The 23,599-nt window shown below is 64.5% G+C and carries 19 protein-coding genes and 2 tRNA genes; 15 read left to right on the top strand and 6 right to left on the bottom strand.

Translation table 11 applies throughout. From position 1 onward, the window contains the following. Window positions 1–241 precede the first annotated feature (241 nt). The 3 genes from M8744_RS04135 to M8744_RS04125 all read left to right on the top strand — a co-directional run bounded on the left by M8744_RS04135 (window position 242) and on the right by M8744_RS04125 (window position 1,425). Complete coding sequence (locus M8744_RS04135) at window positions 242–706, top strand: HU family DNA-binding protein (RefSeq protein WP_251409833.1); 465 nt, start codon at window positions 242–244, stop codon at window positions 704–706. Window positions 707–725: 19 nt separating this feature from the next. After that, window positions 726–800 (top strand) — tRNA-Val (locus tag M8744_RS04130). Window positions 801–855: 55 nt separating this feature from the next. Further along, window positions 856–1,425, top strand: a complete 570-nt coding sequence (locus M8744_RS04125) for a histidine phosphatase family protein (RefSeq protein WP_251409830.1) — start codon at window positions 856–858, stop codon at window positions 1,423–1,425. 4 nt (window positions 1,426–1,429) lie between these two features. Here M8744_RS04125 and M8744_RS04120 read toward each other — a convergent pair whose 3' ends face one another. Further along, window positions 1,430–1,894 (bottom strand): MaoC family dehydratase, encoded by a 465-nt coding sequence (locus tag M8744_RS04120; RefSeq protein ID WP_251409827.1) that lies wholly within the window; start codon window positions 1,892–1,894, stop codon window positions 1,430–1,432. Window positions 1,895–1,992: 98 nt separating this feature from the next. Between M8744_RS04120 and M8744_RS04115 the strand changes: the two genes are divergently transcribed. The 4 genes from M8744_RS04115 (at window position 1,993) to cueR (ending at window position 5,496) form a co-directional block, all read left to right on the top strand. Then, window positions 1,993–2,068, top strand: a tRNA-Val gene (locus tag M8744_RS04115). 95 nt (window positions 2,069–2,163) lie between these two features. Further along, window positions 2,164–2,505: a RidA family protein gene (locus tag M8744_RS04110; protein WP_251409824.1), complete on the top strand. Its 342-nt coding sequence runs from the start codon at window positions 2,164–2,166 to the stop codon at window positions 2,503–2,505. Window positions 2,506–2,577: 72 nt separating this feature from the next. Then, window positions 2,578–5,085, top strand: a complete 2,508-nt coding sequence (locus M8744_RS04105) for a heavy metal translocating P-type ATPase (RefSeq protein ID WP_251409820.1) — start codon at window positions 2,578–2,580, stop codon at window positions 5,083–5,085. A 9-nt stretch (window positions 5,086–5,094) separates the two neighbouring features. Beyond that, on the top strand, window positions 5,095–5,496 hold the full coding sequence (gene cueR / locus M8744_RS04100) for a Cu(I)-responsive transcriptional regulator (protein ID WP_251409817.1): 402 nt from the start codon (window positions 5,095–5,097) through the stop codon (window positions 5,494–5,496). Between the two features lie 83 nt (window positions 5,497–5,579). Here cueR and katG read toward each other — a convergent pair whose 3' ends face one another. Beyond that, on the bottom strand, window positions 5,580–7,754 hold the full coding sequence (katG, locus tag M8744_RS04095) for a catalase/peroxidase HPI (protein ID WP_251409814.1): 2,175 nt from the start codon (window positions 7,752–7,754) through the stop codon (window positions 5,580–5,582). Between the two features lie 170 nt (window positions 7,755–7,924). On the opposite strand from katG, the gene M8744_RS04090 reads away from it, so the two are divergent. Then, window positions 7,925–8,902 (top strand): hydrogen peroxide-inducible genes activator, encoded by a 978-nt coding sequence (locus M8744_RS04090; protein ID WP_251409811.1) that lies wholly within the window; start codon window positions 7,925–7,927, stop codon window positions 8,900–8,902. Here M8744_RS04090 and M8744_RS04085 read toward each other — a convergent pair. Both M8744_RS04085 and M8744_RS04080 read right to left on the bottom strand, forming a co-directional pair. Then, a complete protein-coding gene (locus tag M8744_RS04085; RefSeq protein WP_251409809.1) occupies window positions 8,833–11,163 on the bottom strand; it encodes a penicillin acylase family protein in 2,331 nt (776 codons plus the stop codon). The two genes, M8744_RS04090 and M8744_RS04085, sit on opposite strands and share 70 nt — an antisense overlap. A 17-nt stretch (window positions 11,164–11,180) precedes the next feature. Then, on the bottom strand, window positions 11,181–11,993 hold the full coding sequence (locus M8744_RS04080; protein WP_251409806.1) for an IclR family transcriptional regulator: 813 nt from the start codon (window positions 11,991–11,993) through the stop codon (window positions 11,181–11,183). 164 nt (window positions 11,994–12,157) lie between these two features. On the opposite strand from M8744_RS04080, the gene M8744_RS04075 reads away from it, so the two are divergent. From M8744_RS04075 to M8744_RS04045, 7 genes are all read left to right on the top strand, one after another. Further along, window positions 12,158–13,693, top strand: coding sequence for a M81 family metallopeptidase (locus M8744_RS04075; RefSeq protein WP_251409802.1), 1,536 nt, complete (start codon window positions 12,158–12,160; stop codon window positions 13,691–13,693). Between the two features lie 102 nt (window positions 13,694–13,795). Beyond that, window positions 13,796–15,421 carry an ABC transporter substrate-binding protein gene (locus M8744_RS04070; RefSeq protein WP_251409799.1) on the top strand — a complete coding sequence of 542 codons (1,626 nt, stop codon included), beginning with the start codon at window positions 13,796–13,798 and terminating at the stop codon, window positions 15,419–15,421. Between the two features lie 97 nt (window positions 15,422–15,518). Then, a complete protein-coding gene (locus M8744_RS04065) occupies window positions 15,519–16,463 on the top strand; it encodes an ABC transporter permease (RefSeq protein ID WP_251409796.1) in 945 nt (314 codons plus the stop codon). Further along, window positions 16,460–17,350 (top strand): ABC transporter permease, encoded by an 891-nt coding sequence (locus M8744_RS04060; protein ID WP_251409793.1) that lies wholly within the window; start codon window positions 16,460–16,462, stop codon window positions 17,348–17,350. The genes M8744_RS04065 and M8744_RS04060 overlap by 4 nt, the downstream gene beginning before the upstream one ends. Next, the gene (locus M8744_RS04055; protein WP_251409790.1) at window positions 17,347–19,008 is read left to right on the top strand and encodes an ABC transporter ATP-binding protein; all 1,662 of its coding nucleotides are present in this window, start codon (window positions 17,347–17,349) and stop codon (window positions 19,006–19,008) included. The genes M8744_RS04060 and M8744_RS04055 overlap by 4 nt, the downstream gene beginning before the upstream one ends. A gap of 11 nt (window positions 19,009–19,019) precedes the next feature. Then, window positions 19,020–20,192, top strand: coding sequence for a M20 aminoacylase family protein (locus M8744_RS04050; protein WP_251409787.1), 1,173 nt, complete (start codon window positions 19,020–19,022; stop codon window positions 20,190–20,192). A 3-nt stretch (window positions 20,193–20,195) separates the two neighbouring features. Then, entirely contained in the window at window positions 20,196–21,326 is a 1,131-nt protein-coding gene (locus tag M8744_RS04045) for a M20/M25/M40 family metallo-hydrolase (protein ID WP_251409784.1), read from the top strand. Window positions 21,327–21,391: 65 nt separating this feature from the next. Here the strand turns inward: M8744_RS04045 and M8744_RS04040 are convergent, their stop codons facing one another. Together M8744_RS04040 and M8744_RS04035 are read right to left on the bottom strand one after the other, a co-directional pair. Next, window positions 21,392–22,159: a carbon-nitrogen hydrolase family protein gene (locus M8744_RS04040; RefSeq protein ID WP_251409781.1), complete on the bottom strand. Its 768-nt coding sequence runs from the start codon at window positions 22,157–22,159 to the stop codon at window positions 21,392–21,394. Window positions 22,160–22,276: 117 nt separating this feature from the next. Continuing rightward, entirely contained in the window at window positions 22,277–23,599 is a 1,323-nt protein-coding gene (locus M8744_RS04035; protein WP_251409778.1) for an aspartate aminotransferase family protein, read from the bottom strand.

Below are 23,599 nucleotides of genomic sequence, written 5' to 3'. Positions count from 1 at the left end.
GCAAGGCGCGCCCTCGGGCGCGCCTTTTTCTTTGCACGATCACGCCCGCCCCGTGATCGTCGGTGCGCACCGGCCAGGCCCGTCAAATGCTTGTTTTCCGGGCACGCCGCCCCCCGAAGGTGGAACAGTGCGGCCACGTTTCCGGGCAAATGCCGGTCTCACCCAAGAGATTCCTAGAGTTGTGGGGCCTGTCGGGTTAGGGTGTTGCCAATTGTAGTAAACTTGAAAGGCAGTACAGGCGATGGCCACCACAACCGGCAAAACCGCATCAAAGTCTTCTGCGACGCCCCGCAAGAGCACAACGAAAACCACCAGCGCACGCAAAACCAGCGCGACGAAAGCCGCCGAGGCACAAAAATCGGCAGCGATCGCCTCGGCGGAAAGGGCCGCCCCGACGCCCACGGTGGTAACCTCGGAGGCGCCCAAGCTGACATCGCCCGAGTTGAAGAAGAAAGAGCTGATCGACACGGTGGTGACCCGCTCGGGCATCAAGAAGAAAGACGCCAAGCCAGTGATCGAGGCGATGCTGGCAGTTCTGGGCGAAGAGCTGTCCGACGGGCGCGAGATGAACCTGCATCCGCTTGGAAAGATCAAGATCAACCGCATCAAGCAGATGTCGAATGCGCGGGTGGTCATGTGCAAATTGCGGCAGAATCAGCCCGATGAAAAACCTGGCAAAGACCCTCTTGCGGATGCGGCCGAGTAAGTCTAAATACGCCCGCACCGGGTGATTAGCTCAGTGGTAGAGCGCTTCGTTCACATCGAAGATGTCAGGAGTTCGAATCTCTTATCACCCACCAGATTTCCGGGCGCGTCGGCAGGATCGACGCGCCTTTTTCATGTCAGGGGCAGCCCATGCTTCCACCGCTTTACCTGTTGCGCCATGGCCAGACCGACTGGAACCGCGACCGGCGCATCCAGGGCCAGCTTGAATCAGACCTGACCGAGGCTGGCCGCGCCCATGCCGCGCGCCAGGGGCAGATCTTGGCGGAGCTGGATCTGCCGGCCGAGGTGGAGGCTTGGTGTTCACCCCAGCGGCGCACCCGCCAGACCGCCGAGATCGCCCTGCCTTGCGCAGGCCTGGTGCCCCGGTTCGATGACCGTCTGAAGGAGGTTTTCCTGGGCGATTGGGAAGGCCGGTATTACGCCGATCTTGCAGAGAATGACCCCGAAGGGTTCGGGGGCAAATCGGTGTTCGAACTGTGCATGTCGGGGCCGGGCGAAACGGCCGACGATCTTTTCGTGCGGCTGCGTGCCTTTCTGAACGATCTGACAGGGCCGGCGGTGATCGTCAGCCACGGTGTTTCCCTCACGGTGCTGCGCGGGCTGGTGCTGGAGGTCGGCATGCCCGAGATGGAGGCAATGAGCCGCGCGCAGGGCGAGGTGTGGGAGCTGCGCGGCGGTCGCGAGATCATCCACCGCTGACCGCTCAAAGCCGCATCAGGTATTGCTGTTCGCCTTCAACGACTTGCACGCCGTCCTGGTTGTGAATCGTCACCTTCAGCGTCATCACGCCGGTCGTGGCCTGGGCGAACAGGTCGGTGATTTCGAAGGTAGGGTAAAGCGTGTCCCCGCAATAGACCGGGGCAAGGAACCGGCTCGATTGCGCGATGAAGCCGATCAGCGCCTCGCCCATCTCGTGCGCCAGGGGGCTTGCGCCGATCGCCGCCTGGATCAGTGTTTGATAGCCATGCGCCATAAGGTCGGCGTGGCCCAGCCGTTTCAGGTAGGCCCGGTCGTAATGGATGGGGTGATTGTCGCCGCTGGCGGCCTGGAAGGCGGTGAATACACCTTCGGTCATCGTGCGCGAGGGCGCGCGGAATACTTCGCCCACGCAGAAATCGGCAAAACGACGGGGCGCAAACATGGCGTGGCTGGTCGGATCAAAGGTCAAGGGCACTCTCCTTTTTTCCGGCCATCAGTGCCTTTGGGCTTGCGCATGTCAATCCCGGCTTGCAAGCCGCGCGCTCTTTGGCTAAATCCGCGCAGCAGGGGTGATTAGCTCAGTTGGTAGAGCGCTTCGTTTACACCGAAGATGTCGGGAGTTCGAGTCTCTCATCACCCACCAATCCCTTCCGTCGGACCATGACCGTACCGCTTGCGGGCCTTGGCCGCGCAGGCTAGGCCAGCGCGCGTGCATGTATGAAAAGGGGGGCAAGGCCCATGATCGACCGTATCGAAACCGGCGCTCGGATGAGCAAGATCGTCAAGCATAACGGCGTGGCCTACCTGTGTGGTCAGGTCGGCGCGGGCGACAGCGTGGCCGAGCAGACGAAAGATTGCCTGGCCCGCGTCGAGGCGCTGCTGGAGCAGGCAGGCAGCACCCCCGAGCGGATGTTGCAGGCGGTGATCTGGCTGGCCGACATGGCCGATTTCGACGAAATGAACGCTGTCTGGGACGCCTGGGTGCCCGTGGGCCACGCACCGGCCCGCGCTTGCGGCGAGGCCCGTCTGGCACGCCCCGAGCTGAAGGTCGAGATCATCGTGACCGCCGCATGTGATTGATCCGCGTCATGGCCCTTGACCTTCCCGTGACTGGAAGCCCTATATCATGGGCAACCTTGAAAGGAGGCCGCCATGTCGTTCCAGACAACTTTGCAGATTTCGGGCATGACCTGCGGGGGCTGCGCAGCCCGCGTTGACCGCGCGCTGTCCGACAACGATGCCGTGCAGGAGGCCAGCGTCAACCTCGCCGGGGAATCGGCCCATGTCACCTTGGGCGACAGCGCGGACCTGCCGCTGGTTGTGCAGACGCTGGACAGCGCCGGGTATCCTGCGCGGACATCCGAGGCGACATTGCAGATCGACGGCATGCATTGCGGCTCTTGCGTTGGGCGCGTGGAAAACGCGCTTACGGCGGTGCCCGGCGTGGTATCGGCCAGCGTGAACCTGGCTGCCGAAACCGCGCATGTCCGCTATCTTGACGGGGTGGTGGCACCGGCCGCGCTGGCGCGCGCCGTGACCGACGCGGGGTATCCTGCCCAAGCCGGGCAGGATGACACACGGCGCGATCGCGGCGCTGAAAAGGCGGCCGAGTCACGCGCGCTGGCACGCGACACGATGATCGCCGGAGCGCTGACGCTGCCGGTTTTCGTGCTGGCGATGGGCGCGCATATGGTGCCCGGCATGCACGAATTGATCATGCGCACGATCGGGATGCAGACCAGTTGGCTGATCCAGTTCGGTCTGACCACGGCCGTTCTGGTCTGGCCGGGGCGGCGGTTCTATCGCATCGGTATTCCGGCGCTGCTCAAGGGCGCGCCTGACATGAACAGCCTTGTCGCGCTGGGTACCGCTGCGGCCTATCTCTATTCGGTGGTGGCCACCTTTGCCCCGGCGCTTTTGCCCGCGGCCAACCGCGCGGTGTATTTCGAGGCGGCGGCGGTGATCGTCACCTTGATCCTGCTGGGCCGCTGGCTGGAGGCGCGCGCCAAGGGGCGCACCGGCGCGGCGATCCGCTCCTTGCTGGATATGCAAGTGCGCACCGCCCGCGTCGAGCGTGAGGGCGCGCTGGTCGAAGTGGCCACCGATGCTCTCCAAGCCGGCGACGTGATCGTTGTCCGCCCGGGCGAACGCGTGCCTGCGGACGGCACGGTGCTGGAGGGTGACAGTTATATCGACGAAAGCATGTTGACGGGCGAGCCCGACCCGATGGCCAAGACAAGCGGTGACACGGTGACGGGCGGCACGGTCAACGGCGCGGGCAGCCTGCGTATCCAGGCCACCGCCGTGGGTGCCGACACCACGTTGTCGCAGATCATCCGCATGGTCGAGGACGCACAGGGCGCCAAGCTGCCCATCCAGGGGCTGGTCGACCGGATCACCCTGTGGTTTGTGCCCGCCGTGATGACAGCCGCGGCGCTGACGGTGCTTGTCTGGCTGGTGCTTGGCCCCAGCCCGGCGCTGACGCTGGCGCTGGTGGCCGGTGTGTCCGTGCTTATCATTGCTTGCCCCTGCGCGATGGGCCTGGCCACGCCCACCTCGATCATGGTGGGGATGGGGCGCGCGGCCCAGATGGGTGTGCTGTTTCGCAAGGGCGACGCGCTGCAACGATTGGCGGCCGTGGATGTCGTGGCGCTCGACAAGACCGGCACCGTTACCGAGGGGCGTCCCGAATTGACCGAGCTGGAGCTGTTCGGCGACGTGTCGCGGGCCCGTATGCTCGCCCTGCTGGCCGGGGCCGAGGGCCGCAGCGAGCACCCGATTGCGGCCGCTATCCTGCGTGCCGCGACATCCGAGGGCGTGACACCTGCCGAGGTGACGGCTTTTGACACCATCACCGGCGCGGGCCTGCGCGCCACCGTGGACGGGGCAGACCTGCTGATCGGGACAGAGGCGTTGATGCGCGATCATGACGTGAGCGTCGGACAAGAGGGCGAGATTGCCCGCGCATTGGCCGAACGCGGACGCACCGCGCTGTTTGCGGCCATCGACGGGAAGCTTGCCGCCGTGATCGGCGTTGCCGACCCGGTGAAACCGGGCAGCGTTGCGGCCATCGAAGCGCTGCACAAGCGCGGGCTGAAAGTGGCGATGATCACCGGCGACCGGGCGGAAACAGCGCAGGCCATAGCCCGCGAAACCGGCATTGACCACGTGATCGCGGGCGTGCTGCCCGATGGCAAGCTGTCGGCCATCGACGACTTGCGCGCAGGCGGCGCTACCGTGGCCTTCGTGGGCGACGGCATCAACGACGCCCCGGCGCTGGCGCAGGCCGATATCGGTGTGGCCATCGGCACCGGCACCGACGTGGCGATCGAGGCGGCAGACGTCGTGCTGATCTCGGGCGACCTGGGCGGCGTGGTGAATGCCCACGAAGTTTCGCGTCGCACCATGCGCAACATTCGGCAGAACCTGTTCTGGGCCTTTGGCTATAACGTGGCGCTGATCCCGGTGGCGGCGGGTGTTCTGTACCCGCTGACGGGGTTGATGCTGTCGCCGATGCTGGCGGCGGGGGCAATGGCGCTGTCATCGGTCTTCGTGCTGTCGAACGCGCTGCGCCTGCGGGGGTTGCGCCCGGCCTTGCAGGAAAAGCCCGGCGCCTCGACGCGGCCAACCCCGCGGCCCGTCGCGGCCCCGGCGGAATAGGGGGCGGCGATGAACATCGGAGAGGTCGCCCGCCGCGCGGGCCTGCCGCCCAAGACAATCCGCTACTACGAGGAAATCGGCCTGATTTGCCCCGACCGGCGTGACAATGGCTATCGTGACTTTGCCGAAACCCACCTGCACAAGCTGGCTTTTATCGGGCGGGCGCGGGCGCTTGGGTTCACCATCGACGAATGTCGCACCCTGTTGGCGCTATACGAGGATGAGGGCCGCGAAAGCGCCGAGGTCAAGCAACTGGCGCAAGATCACCTGGCGCGGATCGACGCCAAGATTGCCGAGTTGCAGGATATGCGTGCCACGCTGGCCCACCTGGTGCGGGCCTGCGCCGGCGACGAGCGGCCCGACTGCCCCATTCTTGCGGGGCTGGCGCATACGGCACTTTCGCAAGGCTGAAACAGGGCTACGGGCAGCCGGGCATTAAAAAAAGGCCCCGCGGGATCGCTCCCGCGGGGCCTTTGTGGTCGTGAACCGGGCGCTTACGCGGCCAGGTCGAAGCGGTCGGCGTTCATCACCTTGGTCCAGGCGTCAACGAAATCCTTCACGAATTTCTCCTGGCTGTCGTCCTGGGCGTAGACCTCGGCATAGGCCCGCAGGATCGAGTTCGAACCGAACACCAGGTCAACGCGCGTGGCGGTCCACTTGGTGTCGCCCGAGGCCCGATCGACGATGGCATAGCTGTTCTTGCCGGTCGGCTCCCACTTGTTGGCCATGTCGGTCAGGTTGACGAAGAAATCGTTGGTCAACGCGCCTTCGCGGTCGGTGAAGACACCATGCTTGGTGCCGCCGTGATTGGTGCCCATGACCCGCATCCCGCCGACCAGGCAGGTCATTTCCGGGGCGGTCAGCCCCATAAGCTGGGCACGGTCGAGCAGCATTTCCTCGGCCGAAACGACATAGTCCTTCTTCAGCCAGTTGCGGAACCCGTCGGCCAGCGGCTCGAGCACGTCAAAGCTGTCGGCGTCGGTCATCTCGTCCGTGGCGTCGCCACGGCCCGGTGCAAAGGGCACCTCGATGTCGAAACCTGCGGTCTTTGCGGCCTGCTCGACGCCCAGGTTGCCGGCCAGAACGATCACGTCGGCCAGGCTGGCGCCGGTGTCTGCGGCGATGCCTTCCAGCACCCCCAGAACGCGCGCCAGGCGCTCGGGCTCGTTGCCCTCCCAGTCCTTCTGCGGGGCCAGGCGGATGCGCGCGCCATTGGCACCGCCGCGCAGGTCAGAGCCGCGGAAGGTGCGGGCGCTGTCCCATGCGGTTGCCACCATCTCTGCCTGCGACAGGCCGCTTTCGGCGATCTTGGCCTTTACGGCGGCCACGTCGTAATCGGTCGAGCCCGCCGGGATCGGATCTTGCCAGATCAGGTCTTCCTGCGGCACTTCGGGGCCGAAATAGTTCGCCTTGGGGCCCATGTCGCGGTGGGTCAGCTTGAACCATGCGCGCGCAAAGGCATCGTCGAATTCCTCGGGGTTGTTGTAGAACCGCTCGGAAATCTCGCGATACTTGGGGTCCATCTTCATGGCCATGTCGGCATCGGTCATGATCGGGTTGAGGCGGATCGACGGGTCTTCGACGTCAACCGGCTTGTCCTCTTCCTTGATGTCGACGGGTTCCCACTGCCATGCACCGGCGGGGCTTTTCTTCAGCTCCCACTCGTAATTCAGCAGCAGGTGGAAATAGCCGTTGTCCCACTTGGTGGGGTGGGTGGTCCAGGCGCCTTCGATGCCGCTGGTCACGGTGTCACGGCCAACGCCGCGCTTTGTGTGGTTCATCCAGCCCAGGCCCTGTTCCTCGACATCCGCTGCCTCGGGCTCGGGTCCAAGAATGCTTGCATCGCCATTGCCGTGGCATTTGCCGACGGTGTGGCCGCCTGCGGTCAGGGCAACGGTTTCCTCGTCGTTCATCGCCATGCGCGCAAAGGTTTCGCGCACTTGCTCGCCCGTTTTCAACGGGTCGGGGGTGCCGTTCACGCCTTCGGGGTTCACGTAGATCAGGCCCATCTGTACGGCGGCCAGCGGGTTTTCCATCGTGGCGGGGTTGTCGACGTCGGTGTAACGCTCGTCCGACGGTGCCAGCCATTCCTTTTCCGCGCCCCAGTAGGTGTCCAGCTCGGGGTGCCAGATGTCTTCGCGGCCAAACGAGAACCCAAAGGTTTTGAAGCCCATCGACTCGTAGGCCACGTTGCCTGCCAGCAGGATCAGGTCCGCCCAGCTGATCTTGTTGCCGTATTTCTTCTTGATCGGCCACAGCAAGCGGCGGGCCTTGTCGAGGTTGGCGTTATCCGGCCACGAGTTCAGCGGCGCGAAACGCTGGTTGCCGGTGCCGCCACCACCGCGGCCATCGGCCAGGCGGTACGAGCCGGCGGCGTGCCATGCCATGCGGATCATCAGGCCGCCGTAATGGCCCCAATCGGCCGGCCACCAGTCCTGGCTGTCGGTCATCAGGGCATGCAGGTCTTTCTTGAGCGCGTCAACGTCCAGCTTTTTCAGCTCTTCGCGGTAGTTGAAATCTGGGCCCATCGGGTTGGTCTTGGAATCGTGCTGGTGCAGGATTTCCAGGTTCAGGGCGTTGGGCCACCATTCCATGTTCGAATTGCCGGTTGCCGTGTTTCCACCGTGCATGACCGGGCATTTGCCTTGGGGCGTATCATTGCCATCCATCTGGCTCTCCTTTTCTTGGCTGTTGTTCGGTTCAAACTGTCAAATTAGGCCGGGCGGGGTGCGCGCGAACAGTGCTGCGTCCCCGATTCCTCCTCGATCTGAGGGGACATTAGCATTGCATTGCATTAGAAAGAATTTGGAAAATGTAATAGTTTTGATAAGGCTGGATTATGAACGGTTTGTCCATGAAACACCTGCGCTATTTCGCGGCGCTGGCCCGGCATCGCCATTTCGGCCATGCCGCCGAGTCCTGTTCGATCTCGCAACCGGCCCTGTCGGTGCAGATGAAAGAGCTTGAGGCGTTGGTGGGCGCCCCGCTGATCGAGCGCAAGACACGCGCGATCCGTCTGACTCGCCTGGGCGAGGCGCTGGCCGAACGGGCAGAGGATATCCTGCGCCAGGTCGACGCGATCGAGGATCTGGCCCGCGCGGCGCAGGACATGATGTCGGGCCGGCTGCGCATCGGGGTGATCCCGACCATCGCGCCTTACCTGTTGCCCGTGCTGATCCAGGACCTGGCCGTGCGCTTTCCGGGGCTGGATATTCGCCCGCGCGAGGCGGTGACCCAGACGCTGGTCGAAGAATTGCTGGATGTGCGGCTGGATGTGGCGGTGGTGGCGCTTCCGGTGTCCGAGGCCGGGCTGCACGAAGAGGCGCTGTTCGACGAGGATTTTGTGCTGGTGCGCCCGTTGACCGATGCCGACAAGCCGGTTCCGCCGGCCGAGCAATTGCGCGAAATGCGCCTGCTCTTGCTGGAAGAAGGGCACTGCTTCCGCGACCAGGCGCTGTCCTATTGCAATATCGGCCAATCCACCCCGCGCGACCTTATGGAAGGCAGCACGCTGGCCACGCTGGTGCAGATGGTGGGCGTGGGGATCGGCGTGACGCTGATCCCCGAAATGGCGGTGGCGACCGAAACGCCCTCGGCCCGGGTGGCGGTGGCGCGCTTGCCCGCGCCACGACCCAAGCGGCGTATCGGCATGGTGTGGCGCCAGAAGTCACCCCTGGCGCCCTACCTTGCACAGATGGCCCAGGCCCTGCGCGACCTGCACGCCGCAGGGCGGATCGGTGGCGGGGGTCAGCCCGCCGGGACAGGGCGCAGCGATATGGTTTCGACCGTGGCCTCGGCCACCGCGTCCTCGGAATAGCACATCGGCACATAGTCGCCGCGCGCCCAGCTCTGGGTCAGGTCGTCGTAATGGCGGCTGCCGGGCACGCCCGACTGGCCGGGGGCATTGATCCAGCGGCTGTTGTCCCACGCGCCCACGTCGACCACCATCCGCACCGACGCGCCGTGACGCACGCGGTAATCCGACGCCTCGTAGGCCGCCAGCATAACGGTGGTGTTGCTGCCGCCCTTGTCGAACGGCCCCACGTCAAAGTCCGATGTCACCGGCGTGGCGGCATGATCGAACCAACCCTTGTGCAGGTCGCCCCAGCGCCAATGCGCGGGATCGGGGCCAAACCGCGCGGTGGCGTCGTCCCATGCCGCGGCCAGGGTTTCGGATAAAAATGCAGCGCGGGTCGTTTCATCATCAAGCCCCGCGCGGCGGGCAAGGCCGGGATGCGCCCCTTCGAGCAGTCGCACCGTGGTGGCGATATGGCCGGGGCCGAACATGCGGCGCAGGCCCGCGTCAGGGGCGACCCGCGCCAGCAGGGTCGGGCGCAGGTGGCTGCTGAGCCACAGTTCGGCCAGCAACGCGGCGGTGCTGTCGGGGCCGGCGAACCCGTCCCAGTGTCGCAGCAGGTCGCGCGGCGCGGCGGGGGCGTCGTCGGGGATCTGGGCCACGAGCCGGCTGGCGTAATCGGAAAACGTATCCGTTTGCAGCGCGCACGAGGCGGCCACGTCTTGCGCCTTGTCCGATCCCAGCACGTTGGCGATGCGGTGCGCGCGGCGATCTTCCAGCCATTCGAACCCCACGGGCTGTGCGGCGTGGTCCCAGGTGTCGGGCAGGTTCATCTCGTTGGCGGAGTAGACGAACCCATCCTTTGGGTTCTCGATGCATGGCAGGTCGGCGGCGGTCATGTAGCCCGCCCATTCGAACCGCCCGTCGCCCGAAACGGGCGTCAGCCCGCGCCAGCCCGTGCGGCGGGGCACATAGGCTGCGGCCTGCCAGCAGATGTCGCCCGCGGTGTCGGCATAGACCATGTTGACCGTGGGCGCTCCCCAGGTTGTCAGGCTGTCGCGAAAGCTGGCCATGTCGGTCGTGCGCATGGATTTCAGGCTGGCCATGTAGGGCGCGCTGCCCGGATCGGTGAACACGGTGCGCACGGCCAGCGCCAGGTTGCGTGCCTGTTCCTGCCAGACGACCGGCCCGTGCCGGGTAAAGTACAGCGGCAGAACCTGGTCAGCGGCACCCTTTACGGCAAACACCTCGTCCACGCGCGTCATATCCTCGGTTGCGCCGCGGTAGCGATAGGTCCGCGGTGCGTCCGGCAGGGTATCATAGACCATGACGTCTTCCTGGTCCGCGCAAAAGATCGTCAGGCTGAAGGCGGCCGTGCCGTTATGGCCGGCCATGATGCCGGGCGATGATGGCTCGCCCGCGCCGATCAGGTTCATCCCCGGTGCGGTCATGTGCACCATGTAGCGCAGCGACGGCGCGGCATGGGCGCGGTGCGGGTCGCTGGCCATGATGGCGCGGCCCGTGTCGGTCTTGCCCGGCGCGATGGCCCAGTTGTTCGATCCGTCGGGCATGTCGCGCGCGATCACCGCCTTGCGCGCATCGACGGCCGACCAGCGGGCGGCGTCCTCCAGCGTGGCCGACAGGCGCTCGGGCGAAAAGGTAACGGGCGCGGTGGCCAGTTCATACACGGCCAGTGCGTCCGGCGGCAGGTCGGCAGGGTGGGTCACGGCCCATTCGTCGTCGGGCACGTCCGGGGAAAGCGGTGCGCGCAGCAGGTCTGTTTCAGGGTCGGCCAGGCCCAGCACGATCTTGCGCGCCAGTTCCGATGCCGCGTTGCGCGACAGGCAATGGGTGCGGATGCGCACCACGTCCTCGGGCGCCCAATGGGCCGGTTTGGTGCCCAACTCGGCGAATTCGGGGGGCAAGGGCAGGTCACCGGCCAACACCATGTCGATGCCGGCGTTGATGCCGGCCGCGAATGCGGTGCAGATGTCCTGGGAATCCGCGCCATAGGCGGCCCATTCCGGTGCCATGTCGCCGCGATACAGGAACAGCCGCGCGGCGCGGTCCTGCATCAGGTAGCCGGGGCCGAAATCGGCCGCCAGCAGGCCCAGGCCCCGCTTGCGCCACAGGTCAATCTGCCACAGCCGGTCACGCGCAGCGTTGAAGCCTTGCACGAAGAACGCGTCACGCGCACTGGCGGCGCCGATATGCGGCAGCCCCCAGCGATCGACACGGATCGTGGCGGGCTCATGCAGGCCGGGCAGGGTGATATGAGTCATGGGGTCTCCTTCGAGGGTCAATATTGGCTGATGGCGCGCGCTGCCTCGGAGGCAAGCGGCACGAAACGGTTGGTAAAATCCGCAGGCGTCCATTCCGACTGGCTGCCGGCGACGTGGATAGCGGCCACCGGCGCACCATCTGCATCGAGCACGGGAAAGCCGACGGCGATCTCGCCGGTCAGGATCTGGCCGACGGCCAGCGAGTATCCTTGCTCGCGCGTTTCGGCGATCTTTTCCATGAGCGCCGGAACGTCGGTGATCGTCTCGGGCGTGAACGGACGCCGGTCGGAGCGGTCGAGTATGTCGCGCACCCGGTCTTCGGGCAGCTTCGACAGAATCGCCCAGCCGCCCGAGCTGCAAAAGGTCGGAACGCTGTGCCCGACAAGCGTGGTGTAGAATGTTTGTCGCTTACTTTGCAGGCGAACCGCGTAAACAACGCGCAAGTCATCGAATAGCGAAAGATCGACCCGCTCGCGCACGGTCTTGCGCAATTCCTGCAATACGGGTGTCGCGCGGCGCACCAGATGGTTGAGTCGCAGGAAATCGAGCGTGTGGTCGAGAATGCGAATTCCGGGCACGAAACCGCGCCCCATATCGTCGCGCTCGATATAGCCAAGGACGCGCAGTGTATGGACCATACGCTGCGCCGCGCTGCGATCGACCCCGGCGGCTTCGGCAATCTGTGAAAGCGACATCGGTTGATCGGCATGGTTGAAAGCCGACAAGACCTGCATCGCTCGTTCGATCGAGCGCACGAATAAGGGGTCGGCGCGCTGGTCTTCGTTCAGGTCGCGTAATCCGGGTTCGGCGCGGGTGGTGTTTCGGGCCATGAATAAATTTCCGCAAGGTAAAGGGCGTTGACAGAGTATGAAGTGCGGCTCTAGTTTGACGTTACAATGCAAGCGTATCGCAATGCAATACATTCGACTTGCTGAAGATCAATTGGAAGCGGGCGGCGCCGTATGGGCCGGCCGATAAAAAGCGGGGACGGGGGATGACGCGCAAGGTCGCGATGGCAGGCTTTCTGCACGAGACGAACACGTTTGCACCGACACGGGCGCAGATGTCGGATTTCGAGCAGGGCGGTGGATATATGCCGATGGCGCGTGGTGCCGATGTGCTGAACCGTGGACGGGGTATCAACCTGGGTATCGGTGGCGCTGTTCTGCACGGCGAATCGGCCGGCTGGGACATGGTCCCGCTGGTCTGGGCAGGGGCGATCCCCTCGGCTCATGTCGCGCAAGACGCCTATGACACCATCACCGACGAGATCGTCCAGGCGCTGCGCGATGCCGGGCCTGTGGATGGGGTTTTCCTTGATCTGCACGGCGCGATGGTGGCCGAGCACGTGGATGATGGCGAAGGTGATTTCCTGGCCCGCGTTCGCGAGGTTGTCGGCCCGGACGTGCCGATTGCCTGCGCCCTAGACCTGCATGGCAACATCACCCAGAAAATGGTCGATGCGGCCGATGTGCTGGTGGGCTTTCGCACCTATCCGCATGTCGACATGGGCGAGACAGGCCGCCGCGCCGCGGTGCAGCTTGATCGGCTGATGGAACGCGGTGCGCCTTTTGCAAAGGCATTCCGGCGTATTCCGTTCCTGGTGCCGATCGCCTGGCAAAGCACCCGGGCCGAGCCCGCACGCGGCCTTTACGACCTGGTCTCGGGTCTGGAAGAGGGCGGCGTCAGCTCGACCTCTTTCTTCTTCGGTTTCCCGGCTGCCGATTTCCCGGGCTGCGGTCCGACCGTGATATGCTATGGTGACACGCAAGCCGATGCCGACGCAGCGGCTGACAGTATCGAAGCCGCGGTACTGGCCGCCGAGGCTGATTTCGCCGGCAAGACATACGACCCCGATTCAGGCGTGAAAGAGGCCATGCGCCTTTCGCAAACCGCCAGCAAGCCCATCGTTATCGCCGACACGCAGGATAACCCGGGCGCAGGTGGCGATAGCAATACCACCGGCATGTTGCGCGCGATGGTCGCCAACAACGCCCACGGCGCGATGGGCAACATGGTTGACCCAAAGGCTGCGGCCGCCGCACACGCGGCGGGGCAGGGCGCCGAGATCGAGATAGAGCTGGGCGGGTTTTCCGGAGTGGCCGGGGATGCCCCCTTTGCCGGGCGTTTCACGGTCGAAACCCTGTCTGACGGTCACTTGGTGGCGACGGGCCCTTTTTACGGGGGCGCACCGCTGGACATGGGGCCGTCGGCCTGCCTGCGTATCGGTGATGTGCGCGTGGTCGTGACCACGAACAAGGCGCAGATGGCCGACCAGGAAATGTATCGTTTCGTCGGGATCGAACCGACCGAACAGCCGATCCTGGTAAACAAGAGTTCTGTTCACTTTCGGGCCGATTTCGACAGCATTGCCGAAACCATCCTGACTTGCGTGGCGCCCGGGCCGATGCCCGTCAGCCCCGCAAGCCTGCCCTTTACGCGGCTGGCACCCGGAATGCGGCTGGAGCCGCTGGGCGCGGTCTTCGATCCGGAAAAATCGACCGGAGGCGCTGCCACGCAGACCGCGTAAAATCATTGGACCCGCGCATCCGTGTGGTCCACAACAATATAACCCGCGCCATAAAAGGGTGACAAGCCCGGCGCACCCCAAGCAACCAACGGGAGTTGAAGAATGACAAAACCACTTGATCTAGTAAAATGGCCGGTCTCGCTTGGCCGCGTCATGCGCACTTCGGTCATGACCGCCTCGGTCCTGGCCTTTGCCGCGATGGCCGCGCCTGTAAGCGCACAAACGATTATCGCGTCAAAGCACTCGGCACTGCGCGTGCTCGACCCGATCCTGACCACCGCCTACATGAGCCGTAACCACGGCTACATGATCTATGACACCCTGTTCGCGCTGGACGAAGACGTGACGCCGCAGCCGCAGATGGTGGATACGTGGGAAGTGTCGGATGATGGCCTGACCTATACCTTCACCCTGCGTGACGGGCTGATGTTCCACGATGGCGCACCCGTGACTGGCGAAGATGTCGCCGCGTCGATCGCCCGCTGGGGCGAGCGCGATTCCATGGGCCAGGTGCTGATGGAATATGTCGACACGATGAGCGGATCGTCCGACGATCCCAACCTGTTCATCATCCAGTTGAAAGAGCCTTACGGCCTGGTGATCGACAGCCTGGCCAAGCCGTCGTCGAACGTGCCCTTCATCATGCCCAAGCGGCTGGCCGAGACTCCCTCGACCGAGCCGGTGCCCGAGCAGATCGGGTCGGGCCCGTTCAAGTGGGTGGCCGATGAATTCCAGCCCGGCGTCAAGGCTGTCTACGAGAAGTTCGAGGACTACGTGCCGCGCGACGAACCCGCCAGCTGGGCCGCCGGTGGCAAGGTCGTCAAGGTCGATCGCGTCGAATGGGTTGTGTTCCCCGATGACCAGACCACGCTGAACGCGATCCAGTCGGGCGAACTCGACTACTGGGAGCAACCGCCTATCGACCTGCTTCCGATCCTCGAGGCGAACCCCGACGTGACCGTGCGCAATACCAACACGCTGGGCTATCAGACGATCATTCGCCCCAACGCGCTGAATGCGCCGATGGATGACCCGTTGATCCGCAAGGCGGCCATCGCTTCGATCTATCAAAAGAACGTGCTGGATGCCCTGATCGGCAACCCCGAGTATTATGAACTCTGCGGTGCCATGTTCGTCTGCGGCACGCCGCTGGCCACTGATGTCGGCTCGGAGACGCTGACCGAAGGCAACGGCCAGGACCTGGCCCGGGAACTGCTGGAAGAGGCAGGGTATGACGGCACGCCCATCGTGCTGATGCACCCCACCGATGTCGGCACCCTGCGCACGCAGCCCGTTGTCGTGGCGCAAGCCATGCGCGACGTTGGCTTCGAGGTCGACCTGCAAGCGATGGATTGGCAAACCCTTGTGGGCCGCCGTGCAAGCCAGGCACCGGTCGACGAAGGCGGTTGGCACATGTTCGCGACCAACTGGGTCGGTGCCGACGTGTTCAACCCGCTGGTCAACAACATGGTGAACGGCAAGGGCCCGGATGGCGGCTGGTTTGGCTGGCCCGAGGTGCCCGAGATCGAGGAACTGCGGACGGCCTATGCCACTGCCGAGACCCTCGAAGAGCAAAAAGAGATCGCCGCGCAGATCCAGGAACTCGCCTATGACGAAGGCATGTACGCGCCCATCGGGCAGTACTTCGTGCCCTCCGCCTGGACGAGCAACCTGGAAGGTGTTCTCGACGGGCCGGCGCCGTATTTCTGGAACATCTCCAAGAACTGATCGCCTGTCACGGGTTCCGCGCCGCTTGCGGCGCGGAACCGCACTGATTCAACGAAAAACCGCGCGAGTCCAAACCGCGCATTGAAAGGTCGTCACGATGGTTGGCTACATCATCCAGCGCATCCTTGCCGCCATACCGGTGATGGGGTTCGTCGCGCTGTTCGTCTTCCTTATGCTGCGGCTGACACCGGGTGACCCGGCGGCGATCATCGCCGGTGACACGGCGACGCCCGAACAGCTGGACCGGATTCGGGAAGCACTTGGCCTGAATGACCCGCTGCATATCCAGTTCATTACCTGGATCGGCAACCTGTTGCAGGGCGAATTCGGCACTTCGGTGATTTCCGGCAAGCCGGTAATCGAACTTATCCAAGCCCGGATGGAACCCACGATCAGCCTGGCGCTGACAACCATCATCCTTTCCGTGTTGATCGCGGTGCCGCTCGGTGTGATCGCTGCGTGGAAACACGGCACGCTGATCGACCGGTTCGTCATGCTGATCTCGGTTCTGGGCTTTTCCGTTCCGGTCTTCGTGATCGGCTACCTGATGATTTCGCTGTTTTCGATGCAACTCAACTGGTTCCCGGTGCAGGGCTTCCGCCCCATCGGCGACGGGCTGGGCGAGTTCCTGCACCGTATCGCGCTGCCCACCTTCACGCTGACGCTGCTCTATATCGCGCTTATCGCGCGGATCACGCGCACCTCGATGCTGGAGATCCTGGGCGATGATTACATTCGTACCGCACGTGCCAAGGGCCTGCCCGAGGCGCGGGTGCTGATGCGGCACGCGCTGCGCAACTGCTCGGTGCCCATCATCACGGTGATCGGCATCGGTTTCGCGCTGATCATTTCCGGCGTTGTGGTGACCGAAAGCGTGTTCAACCTGCCGGGGCTGGGCCGCCTGACCGTGGATGCGGTGCTGGCGCGCGACTACCCGGTGATCCAGGCGGTGATCCTGCTTGCCTCGCTGATCTACGTCGTCGTCAACCTTTTGATCGACATTGCCTATGTGCTGCTTGACCCGAGGATCCGTTACTCATGACCGATCAAACCAACACGGCGCCGGGTCCGGCGCACCCAACAGCCTTGACCAAGGTCCGCGAGGTCGTGTTTTCCAGCCCTATCGCTCTCATCGCGACAGTGCTGGTGACGATCATCGTTCTGGCGGCGATCTTCGCGCCTGTCGTGTCTCCGCATGACCCGGTGCGCCTGACACCGTCCGAGCGTTTGAAACCGCCAAGCGAGCTTTATTGGCTGGGCACCGACGCTTATGGCCGCGACCTGGTTTCGCGCATCATCTACGGCGGGCGCATCTCGCTGGTCGTGGGCGTGGGCGCGGCCGTGTTTGCCGTGCTGTCTGGGCTGTTCCTGGGCCTGATGGCGGGTTATATCCGCTGGCTTGACGCCGTGCTGATGCGCATGGTCGACGGCTTGATGGCCATTCCCAACATCCTGCTGGCCATTGCGATCGTGTCGCTTTGGGGGGCCGGTCTGTGGACGGTGCTGATCGCCATCACGATTCCCGAGGTGCCGCGCGTGGTTCGCCTGGTGCGCTCGGTCGTGCTGTCGGCCCGCGAAGAACCTTATGTCGAGGCGGCAATCGCCGCGGGTTCGTCGACCTTTCTGATCATGCGCCGGCACCTGCTGCCCAACACCATCGCGCCGCTGATTATCCAGGGCACCTATATCTGCGCATCGGCCATCCTGGTCGAGGCAATCCTGTCCTTCCTCGGCGCGGGCATCAATCCCGAGACCCCGAGCTGGGGCAACATCATGGCCGAGGGCCGGATCTACTTCCAGATCAACCCCGGCATCGTCTTGTGGCCCGGTCTGGTCGTGTCCGTCACGATCCTGGCCATCAACCTTCTGGGCGACGCAGTGCGCGACGCACTGGATCCGCGCATGGCAAAACGGGGGATCGACCGGTGAGCGACCAACTTCTGGAAATCGAAAACCTGCGCATCGCGCTGGATGGCAACCCCGACCAACAGGTCGTCAAGGGGCTGAACCTGTCGATCCGTCCCGGGCAGACCACCTGTCTGGTGGGCGAAAGCGGCTCGGGGAAATCCCTGACGGCGCTGGCCACGATGGGGTTGCTGCCCAAGGTGCTGCAGACCATCGAAGGTTCGATCAAGATCAAGGGCGAAGAGGTGTTGACCGCTTCGCCGGGTCGGTTGCGCACCTTGCGCGCCACGGCCATGTCGATGATCTTTCAGGAACCGATGACCGCGCTGAACCCCGTTGCGCGCGTCGGCCAACAGATCGAAGAAGTGCTGGAGTTCCACTCCGACATGAGCCAGGGCGCCCGCAAGAAACGCACGCTGGAGATGATGGAGGCGGTGCATCTGCCCGACGTGGAAAAGATGTATCGCTCTTTCCCGCACCAATTGTCGGGGGGGCAGCGCCAGCGCATCATGATCGCCATGGCGCTGATCATGCGTCCGCAATTGTTGATCGCCGACGAACCCACCACCGCTCTGGACGTGACAACGCAGGCTCAGATCCTGTCGCTGATCCGCGAACTGCGCGAGCAGCAGGGCACGGCGGTGTTGTTCATCACCCATGACATGGGGGTGGTGTCCGAGATCGCCGATGACGTGACCGTGCTGAAACTGGGCGAGGTGATGGAAACCCAGCAGGTGGAGCAATTGCTGCGCCATCCGCAAACCGATTACACGCGCGACCTGTTGCGCTCGGTGCCCAGCCAAGTGCCACGCCCGCCCAGCCCCGCCGCCTCGGACGAGGTGGTGCTGCGCACAGAGGACCTGTGCAAGACCTATGGCGGCACCGGCCTGATCAGAAAAGGGCGCGAGGTGCGCGCGGCGCAGGATGTGAACCTGACGCTGACCCATGGCCGCACGCTGGGTATCGTGGGCGAAAGTGGCTCGGGCAAGTCCACCGTGGCACGCTGCATCATGCGCCTGATCGACCCGACATCGGGCAAGATCATGGTGGGCGACGAAGATATCGCCGTGATGAAGCAAAGCGACCTGAAAGCGCGGCGCAAGAAATTCCAGATCGTGTTCCAGGACCCGATGCGCTCGCTCAACCCGCGGCGCGAGATCGGCGAGTCGATCATCGAGGGTCCGCTGAATTTCGGCGTGTCGCGCGCCGAGGCAATGGAGCGTGCGCGCGACTTGCTGGAGCTTGTGGGCCTTCCCGGCAGCGCGATCGACCGCTTTCCGCACCAATTCTCGGGCGGTCAGCGTCAGCGTGTCGCCATTGCGCGTGCCCTTGCGATGGACCCGGATATCCTGGTCGCGGACGAGGCCGTTTCGGCGCTTGACGTCAGCGTGCAGGCGCAGGTGCTTGATCTGCTGGCCGATCTCCAGGAGCGGTTTGGCCTTGGCATCCTGTTCATCACCCACGACCTGGGCGTCGCCGCGCAGATCTGTGACGAGGTGATGGTGATGCAGACCGGCAAGGTGATCGAATACGGCCCCGCGGGCGAGGTGCTGGGCAATCCGAAGCAAGACTATACCAAGGCGCTGATCGCTGCGGCGCCGGGGCGGCACTGGGATTTCGCCAATTTCCGCCCGTTTTCCGAGGCTCCCGCATCCGCGGCGACCCCGGCCAATCAAAGTTGAAAGGATAATACATGCCTGTTCTTCCCGTTATCGAAGACAGCACCGACGAACTGACCGAGATCTTCAAGGATCTGCACGCAAACCCCGAGATCGGGTTCACCGAAAAGCGCACAGCGCAGGTGGTGGCCGAGAAACTGCGCGCCTATGGCGTCGACGAGGTACACACCGACATCGCCAAGACTGGCGTCGTGGGGATCATCAAGGGCAAGGGCGGTGGCAGTCGCCGGATCGGGCTGCGCGCCGACATGGATGCGCTGCCTATCCAGGAATTGACCAACCTTGCTTACGCGTCGAAAAACGATGGCGTCATGCATGCCTGCGGCCATGACGGCCATACAACCATGCTGCTGGGTGCAGCCAAGCACCTGGCCGCCACGCGCGATTTCGACGGCACCGCTGTGCTGATCTTTCAGCCGGCCGAAGAGGGTCTGGGCGGCGCGCGCGGAATGTTGGCCGAGGGGCTGTTCGACAAGTTCCCCTGCGACGAGGTCTATGGCATGCACAATTCGCCCAATGGCGAGCCGGGCACCGTGGGCATCTGCAAGGGCGCGGCAATGGCCGGGGCGTCGTTCTTCGACATCACGATCCAGGGCAAGGGCAGCCACGCGGCCATGCCGCAGCAATCGCGCGATCCGCTGGTGGTCGCCTCGATGCTGGTGGCCCAGATCCAGACCATCGTGGCGCGCAACGTGGCCCCGCTGGATGCCTGCGTGTTCTCGGTGACGCAGATACATGCCGGGTCGGCCTATAACGTGGTGCCCGATACCGCGACGCTGGCCGGGACCATTCGCTATTTCAAGGACGAGGTCTGCGAACTGGCCGAAAGCCGCCTGCGCGAGCTGTGCGAGGGGATCGGCCAGGCCTATGGCGTGGAAATCACCGTCGATCTGCGCAACATCTTCGACGTGCTGATGAACAACGACGAACTGTCGGACGCCTATCTCGAGGCTGCCGCCGACATCGTGGGCAAGGAAAACATCAATGACGCCGAAGAGCCGGCCACCGGCTCCGAGGATTTTGCCGACATGCTCAAAGTGGTGCCGGGCGCCTATTGCCGGGTGGGCCACGCGGGCACGTTGCCGCTGCACAACCCCGGATTCGTGCTGGACCCGGGTATCTTGCCGGTGGGCGCGTCGATCATGGCGCGTATCGTGGAACGGCGGATGCCGGTTGGAGGAATGTGAACGATGGATCCCTTGAAACTGCCTTTCGATGCAGACGAAATGTTGGCCGGTCTGCGCCCCTGGATCGAATGTGAAAGCCCCACCCATGACGCGGCCGCCGTTGACCGGATGATGGACCTGGCGGCCTATGACCTGGCACAGATGGCCGAGATAGAGCGCATCCCCGGCCGGATGGGTTTCGGCGGGTGCCTTCGCGCCCGGTTTCCGCATCCCAAGCAAGGGGAACCGGGAATCCTGATCCTGGGTCACATGGATACGGTGCACCCGGTCGGCACGCTGGCCAAACTGCCCTTCAAGCGCGAGGGCGACATTTGCTATGGCCCCGGCATCATGGACATGAAGGGCGGCAACTATGCCGCCGTCGACGCGGTGCGGCAATTGCTGCGCGCAGGCGCAGAAACGCCACTGCCGGTAACAGTTCTGTTCACGCCCGACGAAGAGGTTGGCACGCCCTCGACCCGCGAACTGATCGAGGCCGAGGCCGCGCGCAACAAGTACGTGCTGGTGCCCGAACCCTCGCACCAGGACGGGGGCGCGACGATTGGCCGATATGCCATCGCACGGTTCAACCTGGTGGCCGAGGGCCAGCCCAGCCACGCGGGCGCACGCCTGTCGGAAGGGCGCAGCGCGATCGCCATGATGGCGCGCAAGCTGTTGGAGATCGAGGGCATGACCGGCGATGACTGCACGTTCTCGGTGGGCGTCGTCAATGGCGGCCAATGGGTGAACTGCGTGTCGTCGCTATGCGAGGGCCAGGCGCTGAGCATGGCCAAGCGGCAAGAGGATCTCGACGACGGCGTGGCACGGATGCTGGCGCTTGCAGGCGAGGAAAATGGCGTTGAATTCCGCATCACCCGCGGCGTGACCCGCCCGGTCTGGGAACCCGACCAACCCGGCACCATGGCGATGTTCGATATTGCCAAGGATATTGCAGGCGATCTTGGCTTTGAGTTGAAAGGCGCAAGCGCGGGCGGCGGATCGGACGGCAATTTCACCGGCGCAATGGGTATTCCGACGCTGGACGGGCTTGGCGTGCGCGGCAACGGCCTGCACACCCTGACCGAGCATATCCAGGTCGATAGCCTGCCCGAGCGGGGCAAGTTGCTGGCCGCGCTGCTTATGCGGCTGACCTGATCCGGGGTGAGGGGGCTTTGCCCCCTCGGCCTCCGTCCTGGCGCTTACCGGGCAAGAACGCAGGATCAGACCAGGCGCCGGTCGCGCGCCTGCGTGCTGAGCGTGGACGGATCTATCCGCCCAACCTCTTCAAGATCGACGACAAGCAAGGCGGGGCCGCGCCCCGCGCTGGCAAGTGGCCGGGCGTCGGGGCCGACCACCACGGATCTGCCGCCATAGCGCAGCCGGTTTTCGCTGCCGCACAGGTTGGCATAGGCGATGGTCATCGCGGTTTCTGCCGCGCGGGCGGGCACCATGGCATCGGGCACGGCGTCGAACCCGGCCGGGTTGGCGGTTGGCACCAGCAGCAAGGTTGCGCCCGCATCGGCCAGCGCATGCACATGATGGGCGAATTCGATATCATAACATATGAGCAGCGCGCATCTGTGGCCCGCGAAATCGAACAGCGCGTAGGCGTCGCCGGGGGTAAAGATCTCGGCTTCGGACTGTCCGAAAAGCTGTATCTTCCGGTAGTGGGCCAATACCGTGCCGGTATCATCAAGCGATGTTGCGGTGTTGTATATCGTGTCGCCCGCGCGCTCGGCCCAGCCAATGGTCAACCCGCAGCCATGCCTGCGGCAAAGCTGCGCCAGCCGCGCCTGCCATTCGCCGTCGCATGGTTGGGCAAGGGTGGCCATGGCATCTGTCTGGTTGTAGCCGGGCAGGAAAAGTTCGGGCATTATGGCCATGCGCGCGCCGGACGCCGCGGCGGCCGCAAGCGTGGTGTCTATCGTCGCAAAGGCCGCGGCGGTATCGCCGGCGGGCGACGGCCCCTGGTACAGTGCGAGTTTCATGGCGCTTCCTTGCGGGCTGTGCGGCGGGATAGCCATCTGTTCACGCCGGTGGTCGATCTGGTCAATCACGAATTTCGGTTCATCCGGCCCCTTGCGTGATGCCTGGACAGGGGCCGCCTAAGCGGCGATGGCCGTGTCGATCGCCCGTGCGAGCTTGTCCACCAGTTCGTCGATCTGATCCTCGGAAATTATATAGGGCGGGGCCAGCAGCACGTGGTCGCCGTGTTTCCCGTCAACCGTTCCACCCGCCGGGTAGCAGATCAGCCCGTTTTCCATCGCCGCAGATTTCACCCGCGCGTTGATCTTGCGCGCCGGGTCGAACGTGGCCTTGGTGGCTCGATCCTCGACCAGTTCGACACCACGGAACAGGCCCCGGCCGCGGATATCGCCGACATGCGGGTGCTGCCCCAGCCGGGAGGTCAGCGCCTGTTGCAGCATCTCGCCCCGCGCACGCACCTGCGGCAGCAGATCGCGCCCCAGTATGGCGGTCAGAACCGCCCTTCCGGCAGCGGCAGCCAGCGGGTGGCCGTGATAGGTGTGCCCGTGCTGGAACGCGCCCGAGCCCTGAGCGATCGCGTCGTAAACTGTGCCGGTGCACAGCATGGCGCCGATGGGCATGTAACCCGCGCCCAGGCCCTTGGCTATGGTCACGATGTCGGGGGCCACGCCGTCGTGCTCGCTGGCAAACAACGTGCCTGTGCGCCCCATTCCGCACATGACTTCATCAAGGATCAGCAATATGCCGTTGGCATCGCAAATCTCGCGGATGCGGCGGAAATAGCCGTCAACCGCCGGAACCGCGCCCGCCGTGGCACCAACCACGGGCTCGGCGATGAAGGCCATGACGCTATCCGCGCCCAGCCGGTCGATCTCGGCCTGCAACTCGTTGGCGGCGCGCTGGCCATAGGCTTCGGCGGTTTCGCCGTCCTCGCGGAACCGGTATTCGTAACAGGGGGCGATATGGCTGGTTTCCACCAGCAGGGGGGCGTATTTCTCGCGCCGCCATGCGTTGCCGCCTGCCGCCAGCGCACCCAGCGTGTTGCCGTGATAGCTTTGCCGCCGCGCGATCACGCGATGCCGCCCCGGCTGACCGATTTCCAGGAAGTACTGCCGCGCAAGCTTTATCGCGGCCTCGACGGCCTCGGACCCACCGGAAAGCAGGTAGACCCGCTCGATCCCCTCGGGGGCGTTCGCGGCCAGAAGGTCGGCCAGATCCTCGGCCGGGTCCGAGGTGAAAAAGCCGGTATGCGCGAAAGCAAGCTGATCGAGCTGCGCATGGATCGCCGCGCGCACATCCGGGTCGGAATGGCCAAGGCACGACACAGCTGCGCCGCCAGACCCGTCCAGGTAGGCACGGCCCCGGGCATCGTGAATATAGCACCCTTCGCCGCGCACGGCCTTGGGCAGAGAGGCGCCGGAGCGCCCGAAAACATGGGTCAT

The organism is Lutimaribacter degradans, assembly GCF_023703375.1.
GTDB classification, from domain to species: Bacteria; Pseudomonadota; Alphaproteobacteria; order Rhodobacterales; family Rhodobacteraceae; genus Lutimaribacter; species Lutimaribacter degradans.
The sequence above is the reverse complement of the archived record's forward strand: the minus strand, read 5'-3'. Positions and strand labels throughout refer to the sequence as shown.

Coding starts and splice junctions, on each gene's coding strand:
- M8744_RS04135 (WP_251409833.1), top strand. CDS start 242: ATGGCCACCACAACCGGCAAAACCGCATCAAAGTCTTCTGCGACGCCC.
- M8744_RS04125 (WP_251409830.1), top strand. CDS start 856: ATGCTTCCACCGCTTTACCTGTTGCGCCATGGCCAGACCGACTGGAAC.
- M8744_RS04110 (WP_251409824.1), top strand. CDS start 2,164: ATGATCGACCGTATCGAAACCGGCGCTCGGATGAGCAAGATCGTCAAG.
- M8744_RS04105 (WP_251409820.1), top strand. CDS start 2,578: ATGTCGTTCCAGACAACTTTGCAGATTTCGGGCATGACCTGCGGGGGC.
- cueR (WP_251409817.1), top strand. CDS start 5,095: ATGAACATCGGAGAGGTCGCCCGCCGCGCGGGCCTGCCGCCCAAGACA.
- katG (WP_251409814.1), bottom strand. CDS start 7,754: ATGGATGGCAATGATACGCCCCAAGGCAAATGCCCGGTCATGCACGGT.
- M8744_RS04090 (WP_251409811.1), top strand. CDS start 7,925: ATGAACGGTTTGTCCATGAAACACCTGCGCTATTTCGCGGCGCTGGCC.
- M8744_RS04085 (WP_251409809.1), bottom strand. CDS start 11,163: ATGACTCATATCACCCTGCCCGGCCTGCATGAGCCCGCCACGATCCGT.
- M8744_RS04080 (WP_251409806.1), bottom strand. CDS start 11,993: ATGGCCCGAAACACCACCCGCGCCGAACCCGGATTACGCGACCTGAAC.
- M8744_RS04075 (WP_251409802.1), top strand. CDS start 12,158: ATGACGCGCAAGGTCGCGATGGCAGGCTTTCTGCACGAGACGAACACG.
- M8744_RS04070 (WP_251409799.1), top strand. CDS start 13,796: ATGACAAAACCACTTGATCTAGTAAAATGGCCGGTCTCGCTTGGCCGC.
- M8744_RS04065 (WP_251409796.1), top strand. CDS start 15,519: ATGGTTGGCTACATCATCCAGCGCATCCTTGCCGCCATACCGGTGATG.
- M8744_RS04060 (WP_251409793.1), top strand. CDS start 16,460: ATGACCGATCAAACCAACACGGCGCCGGGTCCGGCGCACCCAACAGCC.
- M8744_RS04050 (WP_251409787.1), top strand. CDS start 19,020: ATGCCTGTTCTTCCCGTTATCGAAGACAGCACCGACGAACTGACCGAG.
- M8744_RS04045 (WP_251409784.1), top strand. CDS start 20,196: ATGGATCCCTTGAAACTGCCTTTCGATGCAGACGAAATGTTGGCCGGT.
- M8744_RS04040 (WP_251409781.1), bottom strand. CDS start 22,159: ATGAAACTCGCACTGTACCAGGGGCCGTCGCCCGCCGGCGATACCGCC.
- M8744_RS04035 (WP_251409778.1), bottom strand. CDS start 23,599: ATGACCCATGTTTTCGGGCGCTCCGGCGCCTCTCTGCCCAAGGCCGTG.